The sequence below is a fragment of the Lactiplantibacillus sp. 7.2.4 genome (assembly GCF_018991185.1).
GTDB lineage: Bacteria > Bacillota > Bacilli > Lactobacillales > Lactobacillaceae > Lactiplantibacillus > Lactiplantibacillus pentosus.
In genome coordinates, this window is record NZ_JAGYGS010000005.1 from 84,465 (window position 1) to 101,207 (window position 16,743).

The following is a 16,743-nucleotide window of genomic DNA, read 5'->3' on the forward strand; positions in this document are numbered from 1 at the left end:
GCGAAACCACGTCCGTGCCTACAAGTGCGTTCAGCCGGATGACTCAAAGGTGAGTTCGTCGCTGGTGAGTCCCCGTTTGCAACCACCACGGAGTTTCTGTAAAACACCACCGATTACTAATCCTTCTCAGAGTCGTAAAGTTATTGTTTACATAGTAGCAAACCACCGCGCATTTTTCAAGGGGTCGCGACCGACTCAGGCATAAAAATTCTCATCGACTCATCATCAAGTGTGCCACAAAAATGATATAATTATTTCAATAAATTAGTCATTGGAGGATTCATTTTGAAACAACGCGCTTGGCGACATTCCGACTGGGCAATGGCCGTGATTTTTCTCATCTGGTTATGCTGGACGGCCGCGGTCTGGCAACGGGTCACCTGGCTAGTCCAATTCGACACCCACGTCGCCAACTTCTGGCATGCGAGTCCGCAGTGGTTTCAACGAATAATGGTCGGCTACACCCAACTCGGCAATCCACACGCGATTACGCTCATCACACTGCTGATTGGGGCGACCATCTGGCTTCGTCATGACCAGCGCGCCACCCTATTTTTCTGGGGAAACACCTGGATCTTGGCTGGTTATGGCAACTACTTGGTCAAACAGGTCATTCAGCGGCCACGCCCAACCGCCTGGCGCCTGCTAGAAATTGGCGGCTACAGCTACCCAAGCGGACACTCCACGACAACGACCGTCTTAATCGGTAGCCTGCTCGTGCTCGCGTTCGATTATTGGCATCGCCAGCCCAAGACAAATCTGCTCGCAGTGCTCGGTTGTGCGGCAATCCTGCTAATGATGATTAGCCGCGTCGTCGTTGGCGTTCACTATCCGAGCGATACAATTGGTGGTCTTTTACTGGGAAGTGTTTTACTATATATAAGTACGCGTTTGAGCGGCCCCTATCGACACGGACCACTCAAGCAACCATCTTAAGCAAACGAATTAATCAAGGGGGTCACTCTCATTCAACTCAGTTCGGCATTAGCTTTCAGCCACGCGCTAATGAATCAAGTCGTCAATCCTGGTGATCACGTGATTGACGCCACGGTCGGTAACGGCCATGATACGGTCTATCTCGCAAAGCTAGTCGGCACGACGGGACACGTGGATGGCTTCGACATTCAGCCCGCTGCCATCGCTGCGACAACCAAAGCATTGACCGCAGCTGGCTTTAATCATCAGGCCACGCTCTGGCAGACCGGCCACGAACACATTGCGGATAAGATTGCCGCGGATGAACCGATTAAATGTGCCGTGTTCAACCTCGGTTACCTACCCGGTGGCGACAAATCGATTATTACGAAACCGACGACCACGTTAACCGCCATCAAAGCGATTCAAGAACGGCTCGTGACCAATGGCCTGATTATTCTGTTGGTCTACGCTGGTCACCCCGGTGGCGCCGCTGAAGCTAAGGCGGTCTTAGATTACGCCACAAGTCTGGACCAGCATCAATTCCAAGTCCTTCAGTACCAATTCGTCAATCAGGTCCACGTCCCACCGTATCTGTTGGCGATTCAAAAACGATAATAACTAAAAAATCAGGATTCACAACTCTTAATTGGTTGTGAATCCTGATTTTTGATTGAGCTGATTTTGTAAAATGAATTGCATGGCATATTGCCACTGAACGTCCGATCTGGTCACGCTACTTCGCTAGCCTAGTCACTTAATGGATTACCATCCGCGTTTCAGTGAAGTCATTGGTCGTTCCGATTATATTAACGTCAAAAACCACTAAGCTAATTTCTTACTTAGTGGTTTTTGCCATATCCATAGTTGGATTTCACTTCTCCCACGGATACTTGCCGTTCTCGTCTTTAGGCGTCTCACGCATGATTTTTTTGGTGCCTTCTTCCATCTCCTGGCGCCGCTTCTTACGATTGTGGTGACGAATGATCAGGACAATGCCACCAATGCCGCAATAGACAATCAACCGGGTGAACATTTTAACAGTCCCATAAATGGTCATTATCATTAACATTATTAGTCCTCCTAGCCACTAAAACGAGTTAAGCCGTTACTTTGGCAGGTGCGAAATAATCCAACAACGCTTGCCACTGCTTGAACACAGCTTCTTCCGAATAACGTTTGGCATTCTGATAAGCCTGAACACTGTACTTCGCCAACTTATCTTGGTCCTTCAATAAGTCCACAATCGTGGCCGTTAACTGCTTAACGTCACCGTCAGTCGTTAATTCACCGGATTGATGATTCTGGATAATGTCACTCGGGCCGTACTTGATGTCATTCGCGACCATTGGCAGTCCGTGTGCTTGCGCTTCCAATAGCATTAACGAGAACCCTTCTGCGCGACTTGGCAACAATCCTAATTGGGCACGATTGTAGACCGCATTGACGTCCGTGGTGTAACCCTTGAACAGCACGACATCTTCTAGGTGGGCCGCCGCAACCTGTGCGTGCAATTGCTTTTCAATATCACCGTTAGCGTAACCCCACAGCTCGAGCTTGGCATCTGGGAATTGCTTATGGACTTCAATAAAGGCCTCAATTGAATGATTCTGTTGCTTTTCGGGTGCCAACCGTGCGACATGCACAACTAGGTGCTTTTGGCGCTGATCAAAGGCCACTGGTTGTTCAGCCAAGGTGGCATCGGTCACGTAGCCGACTGGAATGGTAAACGCTGGAATCGCGGTCCCAAACCGGGCAGCGACGTCCTTACTCTGTTCAGGCGTTGCCGAGATGACCGCGTCCCACTCTTGCCAGTTATTTAAGGCATTCGCATAGTTGTTATTGAGCGTTGAATGTAGAATATCGTTAGCATCACTCACATGATTGTTATGTAAGTGCAAGACTTTCTTGGCGGGCGTCTTCATATTGAAGAGTCCCCAAGCACATTCCACGGTCCGGTCACAGATAAAGACATTTTGTTCATCCGTTAATTGATTTAACTCATCATAGAAGAACCGGGTCAACTCGTTCATTCCATTAAATGTATGACTTTGACCGTGATAGTTCAGTACCCGCCAAGTCACCCGTTCTTGGCCGGCATGGTTGAGCAAGTGAATCTTTTCGATATGAATCAACCCATCGGGACCAAAGTAAGCTTCCTGGGCAATTTTACCGTCCCAATCAAAAAGCTGTTCCAAACATTTGAAGCCACGCGTATCCCACCAGCTCATCTTGAGCGTCCGACCATTAACATCAAAATACTGAACGTTACTGATGGCCTCAGTCCCAGCCCGTAGGTAAATAATCATGATTAACTTACCATGTTCAACGACTTGAACTTGGTTGTCCTTGCGGGTCTTAATGGCGTCAGCGGGCACTTCAAAGTCAGCGAGGTTGAACGCCTGGCGTTTGACACTGGTACTGCCATTGAAGAAGTCAAAGAGATTGACAAAATCGTCATCCGCAATCTGCGCGCCATCGAGAACGTCGTGCAGATTCATGGCAAAGATTCGTGTCACGATTTTAGCCGCGACCTGATTCTTTTTAAATAAATTCAGCCGATTGATCTCAGCTTGTTCGATTCCTGATTTTGAAAACTGCATGTTGTCGTTTAAGAAATAATACATAAGCGTCCCTCCTACTTAAGCCCTAATAATTGTTGCCAACGGTGCCAAACTTTCAATTCCGTCTGGGAGGTGTGCATCTTCTTAAAGGCTGCTTCACTAAACGCCGTCAACTTCTTCATATCCGTCATCAACTCCAGGACCCGGTCGCGCATTGCCAACTGATTTCCGGCATCCACGACGAACCCATCTTGTCCATCGTTAATAAAGTCCTTAGGGCCATAATTGAAGCGATAACTAACGACTGGAATTCCGTGGCTCATGGCTTCAGGCATACTCATTGGGCCGCCATCCACTAAGTCGGTATTCAATAGGACTTGGTAATCGTCATACCGTTTTTCTAAGTCGGGATGATAATCCAATAAATGAACGTTATTGGTCAATTTCAATTCTTCAATTAATTTCGTCAACGTCTTGATGTACTCAGGATCCCCATAACCATAAAAATCACACTGTACGTCTTGTAGCTGTTGCTTGACGAGTGCAATCACTCTGATCAACTGGTCAAGCTGCCGGTCTTGTGCGATTCGGCCAACGTATAACAACTCTTTGGGCCGCTCTAAGATTGGCCGCAGCTTACTTTGCGCCATCGGACTAGTCGTCACTGCCGGTAAGACGGTCACGTTCGCCTTACTAAACCGCGTTTTGAGGTGTTGCGCTTGACTTTCCGTACTTGTAATAAAGCCATCAAAGTGTTGTAAGTTATCAAAAGCTGGCGTTAAGAAGCCGTCCAGTGGTGCGTGGACCGGATCGTTGATGTCCTTGGCATGATAAATCGGCACGGTCACGTATTTGTGCGAATCGTCTTGAAGTTCCAGTAATGGCACCACACTAGTCCCAGGGCGGTCACTGATAAACGTCGTCGTGTCCTGATCCTCATGACTTAATTCAGCTAAGAAGAACCGGAATAACTGATTTGCATCCTGGAAGAACCGCTCCACTTGGCCGCGATAGTTCTTCAGAATAAAACGAGACGCTAACGGATTACCGTTCGTATCTGGAACGAAATATTGTTCCATGACGGTCTGGCCCTGTAGATTGTAATAGCGTTCCAAAACCAACTTGCCGTTCTGGCCAAAATACAGTGTGCTCGACTTAAAGCCCCGCCAATCCCAAAGGTCCGTGGCCGTCAAATTGCCTTGATTATCGAAAAATTCTTGATAGAAGACACGTCCAATTGTCCCTGGAATGAAGCCAACGTTACTGACCAAGTCATCGCCGTTGAAGACTTTACTAAAATTGGCGCCGACTTCTACGGCATATTCCTTAGGTAGCCGCATATCTTCGGTATGTAAGACTTTGACCGGAACATCCGTCGTTCCCTGAAAATAGTCAAACATATTGAGTACTTGCTCATTGGCTAATCCAAAAGTACCCATCGTTTGATGTAATAACCGATCATACATCTTCGTCACGATTTTCGCTGGTGCCTTATGATGATTGAAGAGTTTCACCCGATTAATTGCCGCGTGTTCAACGCTCGAGTTCTTACCCAAAATATATTCATTGATAAAGTAAAACATACAGTCCACCCTTTCTTCCGTTCACATTATGCTTGTCGATATGTGTAGTTGTAATAATTAACCAGACCTGAAAGAAAATGCTCAGAGTCGTCAATTCGGGTACGGAAATTATCATCACGGGCATAAAAGCCACCGACGAATTTTTCCGGCCGATACAAATACATCGCAATTTCTGGTAGCCAAGCACCGGCTTGAATCTCATAAAGGGCCCGACGATGCATCAATTGATGAAGAACTGGAACCTCATAATCAGCCAACAATTCGTCGTTTCCAGAACGTTGAATGCGGTCCACCATTTTTTGGGAAGCATCCAATAACTCTAGCAAGGTTGGCGAAGCATGGACCCGGTTCTTAATATAGTTAAAATGCGTAAACACATTCTTGATGCCCAACTTCATATAATCTTGGTTGTCTGGAAATACCGAAAGTGCTTCATTGATGGCATAAGCAATCCAGTGATCGTGGAACTGACCATAATCGTTAGCGACCATTCGATCTAACATTTCACGAACCAACTGCTTCGTCTCATCATTGGGTTGTAACTCATACAACCGACATAAAGCAAACACGGCTTCACCATCATAATAGATAATTCGGAATCCGGATTTGAGCGTTAAGTCCTCGTTTAGCACATGGATAAAGCCAGTCTCGGAGTTCCAGAATTTCTTAATGCCATTGAACGCCTGCTGCAGAACTGGTGCAAAAGTTCGATCCAGCGATAATTCCTGATACTTGCAAAGTGCCAGAATTAACATCGCTTGACTGCCCAGCTTCAATTCGTCCTTATCGCTCAAATACACGGCGTCATCCACTTTAAGAAGTGAATGATCGATGCCCCACTGCAGCGCTCGTTTAATTCGTGGAAAATCTGCTGAACGCTTTGTCTGTTCAGCGGCCTCCAGTAGCGCATAGACGGTCGAAAAGTGACGCAAATAATTATAGCTGGTCAACACACGTTGTAATGCTGGAAAGTATCCGTAGACAAACTTTCCGGCATCATCAAGCTGACGCATTAAATAAGATTCACCCTCGGAAATGACCTGGTTAATTGTCTCACGTTCATTGGTGATCTTGCGGATGCCTTTTTCCAGATAGCCATCCGTTTCTAGCGTATGAATCTGCTGGCCGTCAAAGAACACCCCACTTGTCGTAAAACTCCACACATGTGACGCCTGCGCAATATCGACGTCCAAATCCGGCTCACGCGTCTTCAGATAATCGGCAATGCGATCGTAATCAGCCCATGAATTAGCATGTCCGTCACCAACGCGAGACTCCTTGCTTGGTTTGAAGAATGCTTGGCCGTTAATTTCGGTTTCAAGCAATGCCGTCCTAAAATCAGCGTCAAAACTAACGCCATAGCGCCAAAAGTTCATTTTAGTAATCTTGAAAAGCTTTTCTTCAAAAAGTTTACGTGCTAGCACTTGAGTTCCTTGCACGATATCCAAGCGCACCCAACTATTATTTGACGTTGCGCCCAGTACCTTTGCGATGGATTGCCAAACATCGTTAAATGTATCACCACGATAAAATTTCACACTCGCACGATGTCGCTTGTCTGAAACTGACAATGCCAAAGTCACTTTTTGACTTGCATCATTCTGTAGATTACCAATATCAATAAGCGCCTGTTTTAGCTTTTTCACAACTGATTTCTGCATGTTACGACCTCTTTTATATTTTATATGTATGCCAAAACGGGCCTATTCAGCCCGCTTTGGTCAATAGTTTAATTTTACACCGAGTTTCGTTTACAGTGCTAACAAAGTTACTTTGAATTTAAACTATTTTTGTTGATCCTCATCTTCGTCATCATCTTTCTTACGACGACGGCCGAACAAGAAGAACCACCAGCCGAGTCCGGCCGCTGCAGCTGCTGTAAGCAACCCGCCAAAGATCGTTCCAGCGTTATTGCTTGTGTCAGATGCAGTCTTGCCATTCTCATCTGTATTGCCTGTACCAACTTTATCATTCGTACTGTCGGTATCAGTGGACTTATCATCCGTATCCGAATCATCACTATCTGAGCCCTTAGTGTCTGAGTCAGATGATGTTGAAGTCGTCCCATCTTCAGAATCAGTGGTTGCCGTACTCTGCGCACTTGCAGCCGCATAAGCTACTGGAGTTGCAGCAGTCGTTGACGTGGTTGCTGCACCATCACTTGATGGCGATGCAACTGCCAACGTAGCAGCTGTGGCTGAAACACCACTCGTTGCAGCTACAGTTGATGCACTAGCGCTTGAAGCCGACGTCGAGTTAGTTGAACTTGAAGCCACGGTACCATTTGACGTTCCAGTTGAAGTACTACTGTTTGAACTAGTAGTAGAAGAACCAGTATTCGTCGTTGAACCGGTATTGTTTGTTCCACTAGTCGAGCCACTGTTCGAGTCAGATGAGCTACTATCTGAGTCAGTCTCAGTATCCGATCCACTACCGGAGTTACTGCCGGAATTGTTGCCAGAACCAGATCCGGTGTTGCTGTTGGAATCGGAATCACTGTCGCTATCGGAATCTGAGTCACTGTCGGAGTCGGAATCGCTGTCAGAATCCGAGTCACTATCCGAGTCAGAATCGCTGTCGCTATCTGAATCGCTGTCAGAATCGGAATCGCTGTCCGAGTCGGAATCACTGTCTGAATCGGAATCGCTGTCAGAGTCTGAATCGCTGTCGGAGTCGGAATCACTGTCGGAATCCGAGTCACTATCGGAATCGGAGTCGCTGTCCGAGTCAGAATCACTGTCGGAATCTGAGTCGCTGTCGGAGTCTGAGTCACTGTCCGAATCGGAATCGCTGTCAGAATCTGAATCACTGTCAGAGTCTGAATCGCTGTCGCTATCTGAATCACTATCGGAGTCTGAATCGCTGTCGGAATCCGAGTCACTATCGGAATCTGAATCGAATCACTGTCGGAGTCGGAATCGCTGTCTGAGTCCGAGTCGCTATCCGAATCGGAGTCGCTGTCCGAATCAGAATCACTATCAGAATCTGAGTCGCTGTCTGAATCTGAATCACTATCGGAGTCTGAATCGCTGTCGGAATCCGAGTCGCTATCGCTATCTGAGTCGCTGTCAGAATCGGAATCACTATCCGAGTCTGAATCGCTGTCGCTATCTGAATCACTGTCCGAGTCTGAGTCACTGTCGGAATCCGAGTCGCTGTCAGAATCTGAATCGCTGTCGGAATCCGAGTCACTATCGGAGTCTGAGTCACTGTCCGAATCGGAATCGCTGTCGGAGTCGGAATCGCTGTCTGAATCTGAATCACTGTCAGAATCTGAATCACTGTCAGAATCTGAATCACTGTCAGAGTCGGAATCGCTGTCGCTATCTGAGTCGCTGTCCGAGTCGGAGTCGCTGTCAGAATCGGAATCGCTGTCCGAGTCAGAATCGCTGTCGCTATCTGAGTCACTGTCGGAGTCGGAATCACTATCCGAGTCTGAGTCACTGTCTGAATCGGAATCGCTGTCGGAGTCAGAATCGCTGTCGGAGTCAGAATCACTGTCAGAATCGGAATCGCTGTCGGAATCCGAGTCACTGTCGGAATCTGAGTCGGAGTCGCTGTCGCTGTCGCTATCTGAATCACTGTCCGAGTCTGAATCGCTGTCCGAATCCGAGTCGCTGTCGCTATCCGAATCACTATCGGAATCTGAATCGCTGTCTGAGTCGCTGTCGCTATCCGAATCACTGTCCGAGTCGGAATCGCTGTCGCTATCTGAGTCACTGTCGCTATCCGAGTCACTATCGGAATCGGAATCGCTGTCCGAATCCGAGTCACTATCTGAGTCAGAATCGCTGTCGGAGTCGGAATCGCTGTCGCTATCTGAGTCACTGTCCGAATCGGAATCGCTGTCTGAGTCGGAATCGCTGTCGCTATCTGAGTCGCTATCTGAGTCGCTATCTGAGTCAGAATCGCTGTCGCTATCCGAATCTGAGTCGCTATCGGAATCTGAGTCGCTATCGCTGTCGGAATCTGAATCACTATCTGAGTCAGAGTCACTGTCTGAGTCGGAATCACTGTCAGAGTCTGAGTCGCTATCAGAATCGGAATCGCTGTCCGAATCGGAATCGCTGTCGGAGTCACTGTCGGAGTCGGAATCGCTGTCCGAATCTGAATCGCTGTCGGAGTCTGAGTCGCTGTCAGAATCAGAATCGCTATCGGAGTCGGAATCGCTGTCGCTATCTGAGTCACTGTCGGAATCTGAATCGCTGTCGCTATCTGAGTCACTGTCCGAATCCGAGTCACTATCTGAGTCAGAATCGCTGTCGGAGTCGGAATCGCTGTCGCTATCTGAGTCGCTATCCGAATCGGAATCACTATCGGAATCCGAGTCACTGTCAGAATCTGAGTCGCTGTCAGAATCTGAATCGCTGTCGCTATCCGAATCGCTGTCAGAGTCTGAGTCGCTGTCAGAGTCTGAGTCGCTGTCGGAGTCTGAGTCGCTGTCCGAGTCGGAATCACTGTCGGAATCTGAGTCACTATCGGAATCCGAGTCAGAATCGCTATCCGAGTCAGAGTCACTATCCGAATCTGAGTCGCTGTCTGAGTCCGAGTCACTATCGGAGTCGGAATCGCTGTCCGAGTCTGAGTCACTGTCGGAATCCGAGTCGCTGTCGGAATCTGAATCGCTGTCGGAATCTGAATCGCTGTCGGAATCCGAGTCGCTGTCAGAATCGGAATCGCTGTCTGAGTCGGAATCACTGTCGGAATCCGAGTCACTATCGAAGTCTGAGTCATTGTCAGAATCTGAATCGCTGTCGGAGTCGGAATCGCTGTCTGAATCTGAATCACTATCGGAATCGGAATCGCTGTCTGAGTCTGAGTCGCTATCGGAATCTGAATCACTGTCAGAATCTGAGTCGCTGTCCGAGTCGGAATCACTGTCGCTATCCGAATCGCTGTCTGAATCTGAATCACTATCCGAGTCAGAATCATCCTCAACAACATTAGCAGCTAAATCAGCATAGTACCCTGCATCATCCGCAGCACTGGAAGCCTTCTTCTTAGCCTCTGAAGCTTCGGAAGCTTTTGACTTAGCTTCTTCTGCATAGCTTGAAGCGGCTGAATTGTCACCAGCAGCTTCTGCGGAATCAGCGCTTGATTGAGCGGTTGCCGCATTTGAAGCTGCAGTTGAAGCTGCGGTTGCAGCTGATTGTGCTTCGGATGCAGCTGCAGCTGCTTGTTCAGCATAAGAACTAGCAGTTGAATTGCTGCTTGCGTATTCGTTAGCAACAGTCGCATATGAACTCGCAACCGATCCGTATTCTGTGGCTTGGTTAGCGTAGTCAGCTGCTTCACTTGCAGCGGAATCAGCTGCTGAAGTTTGAACTGCGTTAACGGTCAAATATGCCCGGCCTAATGTTACTGTCGAAGTCGTTGAACCACTGGTACCTGTGATAACTAGATAGTAGTAACCGGATTCGCTAGTCGTTAAGTCATCCAACTGTAACTCCGCACTAGTTTGGCCACTCAATGCGGTACCAGTGCCATCAGCAGTTGAAGAATAGTACCATTGATACGTAAACGTGCTATCACCAGTATCGCTGGTATAACTACCGTTTGGTGTCCAGGTAAGATCACTACCTGCATCGGCAGTTTCGTCATCAAGTCCATTACCGATCGTAACGGTCTTCGAAGCCGAATAGGTTGTCCCATCCGCATTTGTGATTGTTACGGTGATCGTCACCGTACCATCAGCAACAACGGTCAAAAGTCCAGAATCATCGATCGTTGCAACACTAGAATCACTAGTTGTCCATGTGATTTCGCCAGTCGCGTTCGATGGATTAGTCGTTGAGGTATATTGACTTGTCACTGAGCTACTTGAAGTCGAACTCGTCGTTGGGTTAACAACGTAATCATCACCTGAGATGCTGATATCCGTTGCTGGAATATCACTCTCGTAAATGTCAACTTCTGCAATGTTACTTGCAAACGTGGTTGTGCCGACGATTCCAAGGAATGAATAGTTTGAAACATACTGGAATAGCAATGTTCCGGTATTTGGAACCGTAAACGTGATTGAACTCGTATTGGTCGTCGCATTATTTGACGAGCTGCTTGAGACAAGCGTTACATAACCGTTACTAGTGGCATAGGACAATGTCCGCCAAGTCCCATTAATCTGTACATACCAAGTTCCTGACGAAGTAGTGGCCACGGAGAACAAACCAGTTGCAGTTGCGGCTGATAATGTTACAGTTCCCCCAGTAACCGTTGACGTAACTGTTGACGGCTGCGAGGTCACCCCACCCGAAATGGTGATACCCCAGATACTGATTGCATCGCCTATGTTTGATGATTGCAGTGAACTGGTATCATTCGAATAAGCGACTGCTGAAGAAGCGGCCGTGGAGCCAAGTGCCGCATAACTTGTTGCAAGAGCAGCATAGGAAGTTGCTTCACTCGCTGCAGCTGAAGCATTGGTGACATACGAACTTGCAGCAGCATAGTCACCCGCAGCAACTGCTGAGGAAGCTTGACTGGTATACTGAGTTGCCATTGCGGCTGCAGATGTTGCAGCTGCGGCAGCCCCTAAAGTACTGGTTGCGTAACTATTCGTGTCGGCAACATATGAGCTACCCAACACCGTGTTTGACGTGTATTTGGCACCCAATGAACTTGCAACGCTCGAGGCGGTCGTCGCGGCTGAAGAAGCTGCACTGGCAGCACTTGAAGCTGCAGTTGCAATTGAGTTGTAGTAACTAGACTGCGCTTCAACAACTGTCTCAGTCATTGCACTGGCGGCACTTGAAGCTGCAGCAACTTGATCAGTCGCATAAGTCAAGCGTAGTGCGGCATAGCTTTGTTGCAAAGCAGCTGATTTATACTCACCATCTGCAGCATACGATGCGGCCAAACTAGCGGCATCACTGGCTGCGGCTGCGTATGAGCTAGCTGCGGCTGCAGCCGAACTAGCTGCCGTACTATAACTGCTAGTGGCACTCGTATTAAACGATGATCCCGCAACGTTGTAAGCGTTAGCGGCATTAGCGGCATACGATGCAGCTAATGAGGCTTGACTCCCTGCTTCGGTTGCAGATGATGAAGCCAAGTTAGCGTAACTCGAACCTAGATAGTCTGCCGCTGAGGAATCATTATCTTCAGTAACAGCATTTTCAAGCGCCGTGTTGAGGCTAGCCATGGCGGCAGAAGCAGCGCTACTTGCAAGGCTTGAAAAACCTGTTACATAGCTGGCATAACTTGCAGCGACCGATGCCTCGAAGCTGGCACTGGAGTATGCACCTTCAGCTTCATAGGAAGAAGCCAAGGCACTGGTTGAAGCTGCTGAACTAGCCATCATAGCTGCTGATGAAGCATACGAATTAGCAACATTATATGAAGAAGTTGCTTGCGACGTATAGTAAGTTGCCAATGAACCCGTCAAGTTAGCGGAAGAATTGGCCAAACTGATGGCGTCACTGGCTGCATTAGCTTGTGAAGTCGCAGTTGAAGCAGCGCTACTTGCGGTACTTGCATAGCTGCTGGCAATTTCCGTGTAGGTCCCTTCTGGATTCGTAACGACAATGGTGATCACGTTACCAGCTGCCTGATATTTTGAAATTACATTTAGTGAACCAGCAGCAACCGCTTGGTAATAATAGGTTCCTGCATCTCTAATCGTTGTGGAATAAGTACTTGAAGTAGCACCAGTAATCACAACCCAATCAGCGCCGTCAGTTGAATAATACCAAGTATACGTAGCGGATCCAGCAACACCCAAGAGACCAGTATCAACATTAAGTGAGTTGGTAATATTAATCGTGTCCCCAACAGATACACTCTCCGTAGTCGTTGAAGTGGTTAATGTTGCATTTGAACTCGCAGTTTGTTGTCCACTAACATTAGTTGAGAACTTCGCAGCCAAAGTGGCATTTGAAGTTGCAACTGCAGCGTAACTGTTTGCCAATGATGACGCAGACTGTGCAACCCGAGCATAAGAATCAGCCGTACCAGGATCACTGGCGCTAACGGCAGCGACTGCAACGGAACTAGCAACAGCATAAGCTGATGAAGCTGAACTAGTTGCTGTCGCGGCACTAGAAGCATAAGCCGCCGCTTGCGTCCCAGTTTGAGTAGCAGCAACACTGGCTGCGCTCGAAGCAGTACTCGTCGCGCTACTTGCAACCGTGGCACTAGATGAAGCGGCAGTTGCTAAATCGCTGATTGCCGTACTGTTTGCAAGGCTCGCGGCTGAAGTTGCCGTACTTGCGGCAGTGCTCCCAGCTGTTGCGGCACTTACTGCAGTCGTTGCGGCTGAGGTCGTTGCAACATAGGCCGTACTGGTGGCTTCATAATCATCGTTGGCGGCGGCGCTACTTACGGCTGCATAAGCTGATGAAGCTGCAGCTGCGGCCGTGCTAGAAGCAACGGCATACGCAGATGAAACGGTGGTACTGGTCTTGTCATACTGCATTGCTAAGTAAGCGCTATTAGCGGCTTCGGCAGCTGAACTAGCAGCTTCCGTTGCGGTATTTGCTGCACTAGAGGCAGCAGTGTAAGTACTGCTTGCTAAACTAACCAGCCCTTGCGTTGCCGCACTGCTGGCGGTCGATGCGGCAGTTGAAGCAGCTACAGCGTATGAACTAGCTGCAGTCATTGCCGAAGTAGCCGAAGATGACGCTTTTGCGTAGTTAACGGCATTGCTTGCAGCGTTACCAACCTCATTATCATTTGCATCTAAGTACATATTTGCCAAACTATTATAGTGGCGTGCCAAGTCAGCAGCGTAGATTGCTTCTTGATAGGCACTTTGGGCGGCGCTCACTGCAGCTTGCGTCGTTAAGTCGTTGACCAAACTAGCATAGCTACTTGCAAGTGTCGCGTATGAATCAGCTAATGAAGCTGAGGATGATGCAGCATTTGCGGCCGTACTATCCGTATTGGCGCTGGATGAGGTCGTTGTAGCTGAATATGCCGCAATAGTCGCATATTGAGTCGCTGTACTCGAACTCGCCTAGCTGCTCGATGCTGAACTTGTGGCAGTACTAGAACTGGCAGAACTTGAACTTGAAGTGCTTGCACTGGACGTGCTGGTTGAACTGGAGCTGGCCGTTGAGCTAGAACTAGTGTCAGCACTGGAACTGCTGTCTGAACTAGAGCTGCTCGATGTTGAACTTGTGGTTTCGCTCGAACTTGCACTAGAAGCGCTAGTGCTACTGTCACTAGCTGCACTTGAAGTTGACGTCGTGCTGCTTACACTGCTACTTGCGGTGCTGGAAGTTGACGTGGCACTAGTCGTACTCGTGCTACTTGCCGAACTCGCTGCAGAGCTACTCGAACTGGTTGAACTACTTGACGAACTACTATCGGAATTACTGCTACTCTCAGTTTCACTGGAAGAAGATGCCGAGCTACTTGACGTTGACGTACTCTCGCTAGTCGAGCTGCTGGCCGTGGCAGCAGCCAGTGCCGCCGCACTTGCTGCTGATGAGGTCGATGAACTCGACTCCGAACTCGCCGCACTAGTCGTACTGCTAGTGGCATCACTAGATGTGTCCGCCGCAACCGTGTCCGCGTGGGATACCAATTGTGGTGCACCAGTCAATACAAAAGATGCCATGGCCGTAAATACCCAAGTACGACCAACTTTGAACATCTTGTAGTGGACTTTCGGATCTCCTCTAAAAGATTTATGTCTCAGAAATTTCATGGTTTAGCCTTCCTTCTTTAAACCTAATCAAACCCATTCATATATGATAGCGTGCATTCATATATATTGTTATTGGTATACACCATTAACCGTTTGATGTTAAGTTAATAATACTATGATTAGGTTCAATTGCCAATAGTTAACCGGGTCAATCTTGTTACCCTCACGCCATTTATCTGCATGATGTTTTTATTAAATAAATAATATTAATGAAAACGAGTGTCATAGGCGCTGAAAAGCCCATGACACTCGTTAGTTTACTTAAATATTATTAATACTGGTTCTACAAAATAAATTGTGAATTTTTTGTGATTTTTTCTTGAAATTTATTTATACTGATAAATTTGGTAATGCTTTCACACAATTATTTCAATCTAAAAGCAATTGGTCTACTAGTCACTCGTTTACAATTCACCATGATTGTGATTTAAATCCGCCGCATGTTCGGCCGCCGTTTTTTGAACACCGCGGTCCAAACTGTTGACTAATAACGCCAAGATGACTAACCCCAGACCAATCAGGTAAACCCAATGTAGCCCGGTGTAGAGAATCCGATGCAAGGTCGGCAATAAGTGTTGTGGTAATTCAGTCGCCGTTTGCGGATTAATTAACTTGTTCAGCATTGCCATGTTCGTCGCTGGGTGCTGCTGAATCCCCTGGTTCATGCCGACGTTCAACGCGATCCCGAAGATGGAAATCATCAACGTTTGACCAATCGTCCGGCTCAGCGTGTTGAACGACGTCGCCACCCCAACGTTTTTTGCAGGGACTAAATGCTGGGACGTCACCGTTGTCGCGGTAATCGTGATTCCGAAGCCGATCCCACCGATTGCCGTGATAAGGAAGAACCATGGGAAGGCAGTCGTGACTGGCAGCCAAGCTAAGCAAATGCTGGTGACTAAGATGAATGCCAGACTGAGATAGAGAATCCGCCGTGGGGCCCACTTAGCTAACAAGCGGCCGGTGACAAATGAACCAACGATCCACATCAATGAACTCGGTGTCACCGCAAATCCGGCTAACGAGGCTGGTACGCCTAAAATCCCCTGCGTCCAGGTTGGAATGTAGACTTCCACAGCCATTAAGAAGCCACTCACGAGCGCCGCCACCGCGTTTTGAATCACAAAAGTCCGATTCTTGAATAAGTCCATCGAAATCACGGGTTCATCAGTCCGACTTTCGCGCCGAATAAATAGCCACAAGCTTAACGCACTGATGACCCACGCTGCAATGACCGCGGTCCAACTGATCGTGGCGTTACCTAACAACTGGAAGCTCAACATCAAGCATAGTAGGAAGAGCATTAGCCACCAGCTACCAAGATAGTCGATTTTGACGTCATTGTGGCGCTTAGGTTCGCGTAGATAGAATTGGAATAGGAACAGTGTGATCAGGCCGACCGGCACATTAATGAAGAAAATCCAGTGCCAGCTCAACTTATCGACGATCAGCCCACCAATCAGTGGCGCCAATACGGAGGCAATCCCCCACGCCGAACTATTGAAGCCCAGTACCTTGGCCCGACGTTCGAACGAATAAATATCGGCAATGATCGTCATTGACACTGGCATCAGTGCCCCAGCACCAATCCCTTGAATCGCGCGCCAAAAAATCAGCACAGGCATCGAGTTGGATAGCCCACTCATCATTGAGCCGATGATAAAAATAATCAGGCCGGCTTGCATGACCGGCTTACGGCCAACCAAGTCCGTTAGTTTGCCATAAATTGGGGTCATCATGGCGTTGGTCAGTAAATAAATCGAAAAGACCCAGTTCATCAGTGACACGCCATGTAGGTCCCCAACGATCGTCGGTAAGGCCGTCGAGACGATGGTCCCTTCAATCGCACTCATAAAAGTCGCGACGTAAATGGCAATCGTCACCGCCACGACATTCGTTTTTCGTTGTTGCATGTTCATTAATTCTCCTTTATTCTCTGTTGCCGTCAATACCATTCACAAAAGTAGCCCGCAAAAAAAAGCGACCCTGAATAAAAGGTCGCTTTTAGCGTCGAGTACCTACAGACCGTAAC

General features: G+C 48.1%; 10 protein-coding genes and 1 other annotated feature (1 of these 11 cut by a window edge). Of the genes, 2 read left to right on the forward strand and 8 right to left on the reverse strand.

The features are described from left to right. Positions 1-139: a binding site (T-box leader), on the reverse strand; it reaches 72 nt to the left of the window's first position. A 146-nt stretch (positions 140-285) separates the two neighbouring features. Both KGF70_RS02995 and KGF70_RS03000 read left to right on the forward strand, forming a co-directional pair. Then, entirely contained in the window at positions 286-936 is a 651-nt protein-coding gene (locus KGF70_RS02995; RefSeq protein WP_216768452.1) for a phosphatase PAP2 family protein, read from the forward strand. 69 nt (positions 937-1,005) lie between these two features. Continuing rightward, on the forward strand, positions 1,006-1,533 hold the full coding sequence (locus KGF70_RS03000; protein WP_050340223.1) for a class I SAM-dependent methyltransferase: 528 nt from the start codon (positions 1,006-1,008) through the stop codon (positions 1,531-1,533). Between the two features lie 256 nt (positions 1,534-1,789). Here KGF70_RS03000 and KGF70_RS03005 read toward each other — a convergent pair whose 3' ends face one another. From KGF70_RS03005 to KGF70_RS03030, 8 genes are all read right to left on the reverse strand, one after another. Further along, on the reverse strand, positions 1,790-1,987 hold the full coding sequence (locus KGF70_RS03005; RefSeq protein WP_088769739.1) for a hypothetical protein: 198 nt from the start codon (positions 1,985-1,987) through the stop codon (positions 1,790-1,792). 28 nt (positions 1,988-2,015) lie between these two features. Then, positions 2,016-3,542 carry a glycosyltransferase gene (locus KGF70_RS03010; RefSeq protein WP_216768451.1) on the reverse strand — a complete coding sequence of 509 codons (1,527 nt, stop codon included), beginning with the start codon at positions 3,540-3,542 and terminating at the stop codon, positions 2,016-2,018. 11 nt (positions 3,543-3,553) lie between these two features. After that, positions 3,554-5,062, reverse strand: coding sequence for an accessory Sec system glycosyltransferase Asp1 (gene asp1, locus KGF70_RS03015; RefSeq protein ID WP_216768450.1), 1,509 nt, complete (start codon positions 5,060-5,062; stop codon positions 3,554-3,556). Positions 5,063-5,088: 26 nt separating this feature from the next. Continuing rightward, complete coding sequence (locus KGF70_RS03020; RefSeq protein WP_216768449.1) at positions 5,089-6,723, reverse strand: glycosyl transferase family 1; 1,635 nt, start codon at positions 6,721-6,723, stop codon at positions 5,089-5,091. 123 nt (positions 6,724-6,846) lie between these two features. Further along, positions 6,847-7,338, reverse strand: a complete 492-nt coding sequence (locus tag KGF70_RS17565; RefSeq protein ID WP_263852152.1) for a hypothetical protein — start codon at positions 7,336-7,338, stop codon at positions 6,847-6,849. After that, the gene (locus tag KGF70_RS03025) at positions 7,281-13,856 is read right to left on the reverse strand and encodes a lp_1303a family serine-rich repeat glycoprotein adhesin (protein WP_301554440.1); all 6,576 of its coding nucleotides are present in this window, start codon (positions 13,854-13,856) and stop codon (positions 7,281-7,283) included. The genes KGF70_RS17565 and KGF70_RS03025 overlap by 58 nt, the downstream gene beginning before the upstream one ends. 159 nt (positions 13,857-14,015) lie before the next feature. Then, positions 14,016-14,711 (reverse strand): KxYKxGKxW signal peptide domain-containing protein, encoded by a 696-nt coding sequence (locus KGF70_RS17730; protein ID WP_367889990.1) that lies wholly within the window; start codon positions 14,709-14,711, stop codon positions 14,016-14,018. Positions 14,712-15,115: 404 nt separating this feature from the next. After that, positions 15,116-16,624, reverse strand: a complete 1,509-nt coding sequence (locus KGF70_RS03030; protein WP_088769743.1) for an MDR family MFS transporter — start codon at positions 16,622-16,624, stop codon at positions 15,116-15,118. Between the last annotated feature and the right edge of the window lie 119 nt (positions 16,625-16,743).

Bases quoted from the DNA above. Each gene is read 5' to 3' on its own strand.
- KGF70_RS03000 (WP_050340223.1), top strand. From the start codon at position 1,006: ATGAATCAAGTCGTCAATCCTGGTGATCACGTGATTGACGCCACGGTC.
- KGF70_RS03005 (WP_088769739.1), bottom strand. From the start codon at position 1,987: ATGTTAATGATAATGACCATTTATGGGACTGTTAAAATGTTCACCCGG.
- KGF70_RS03010 (WP_216768451.1), bottom strand. From the start codon at position 3,542: ATGTATTATTTCTTAAACGACAACATGCAGTTTTCAAAATCAGGAATC.
- asp1 (WP_216768450.1), bottom strand. From the start codon at position 5,062: ATGTTTTACTTTATCAATGAATATATTTTGGGTAAGAACTCGAGCGTT.
- KGF70_RS03020 (WP_216768449.1), bottom strand. From the start codon at position 6,723: ATGCAGAAATCAGTTGTGAAAAAGCTAAAACAGGCGCTTATTGATATT.
- KGF70_RS17730 (WP_367889990.1), bottom strand. From the start codon at position 14,711: ATGAAATTTCTGAGACATAAATCTTTTAGAGGAGATCCGAAAGTCCAC.
- KGF70_RS03030 (WP_088769743.1), bottom strand. From the start codon at position 16,624: ATGCAACAACGAAAAACGAATGTCGTGGCGGTGACGATTGCCATTTAC.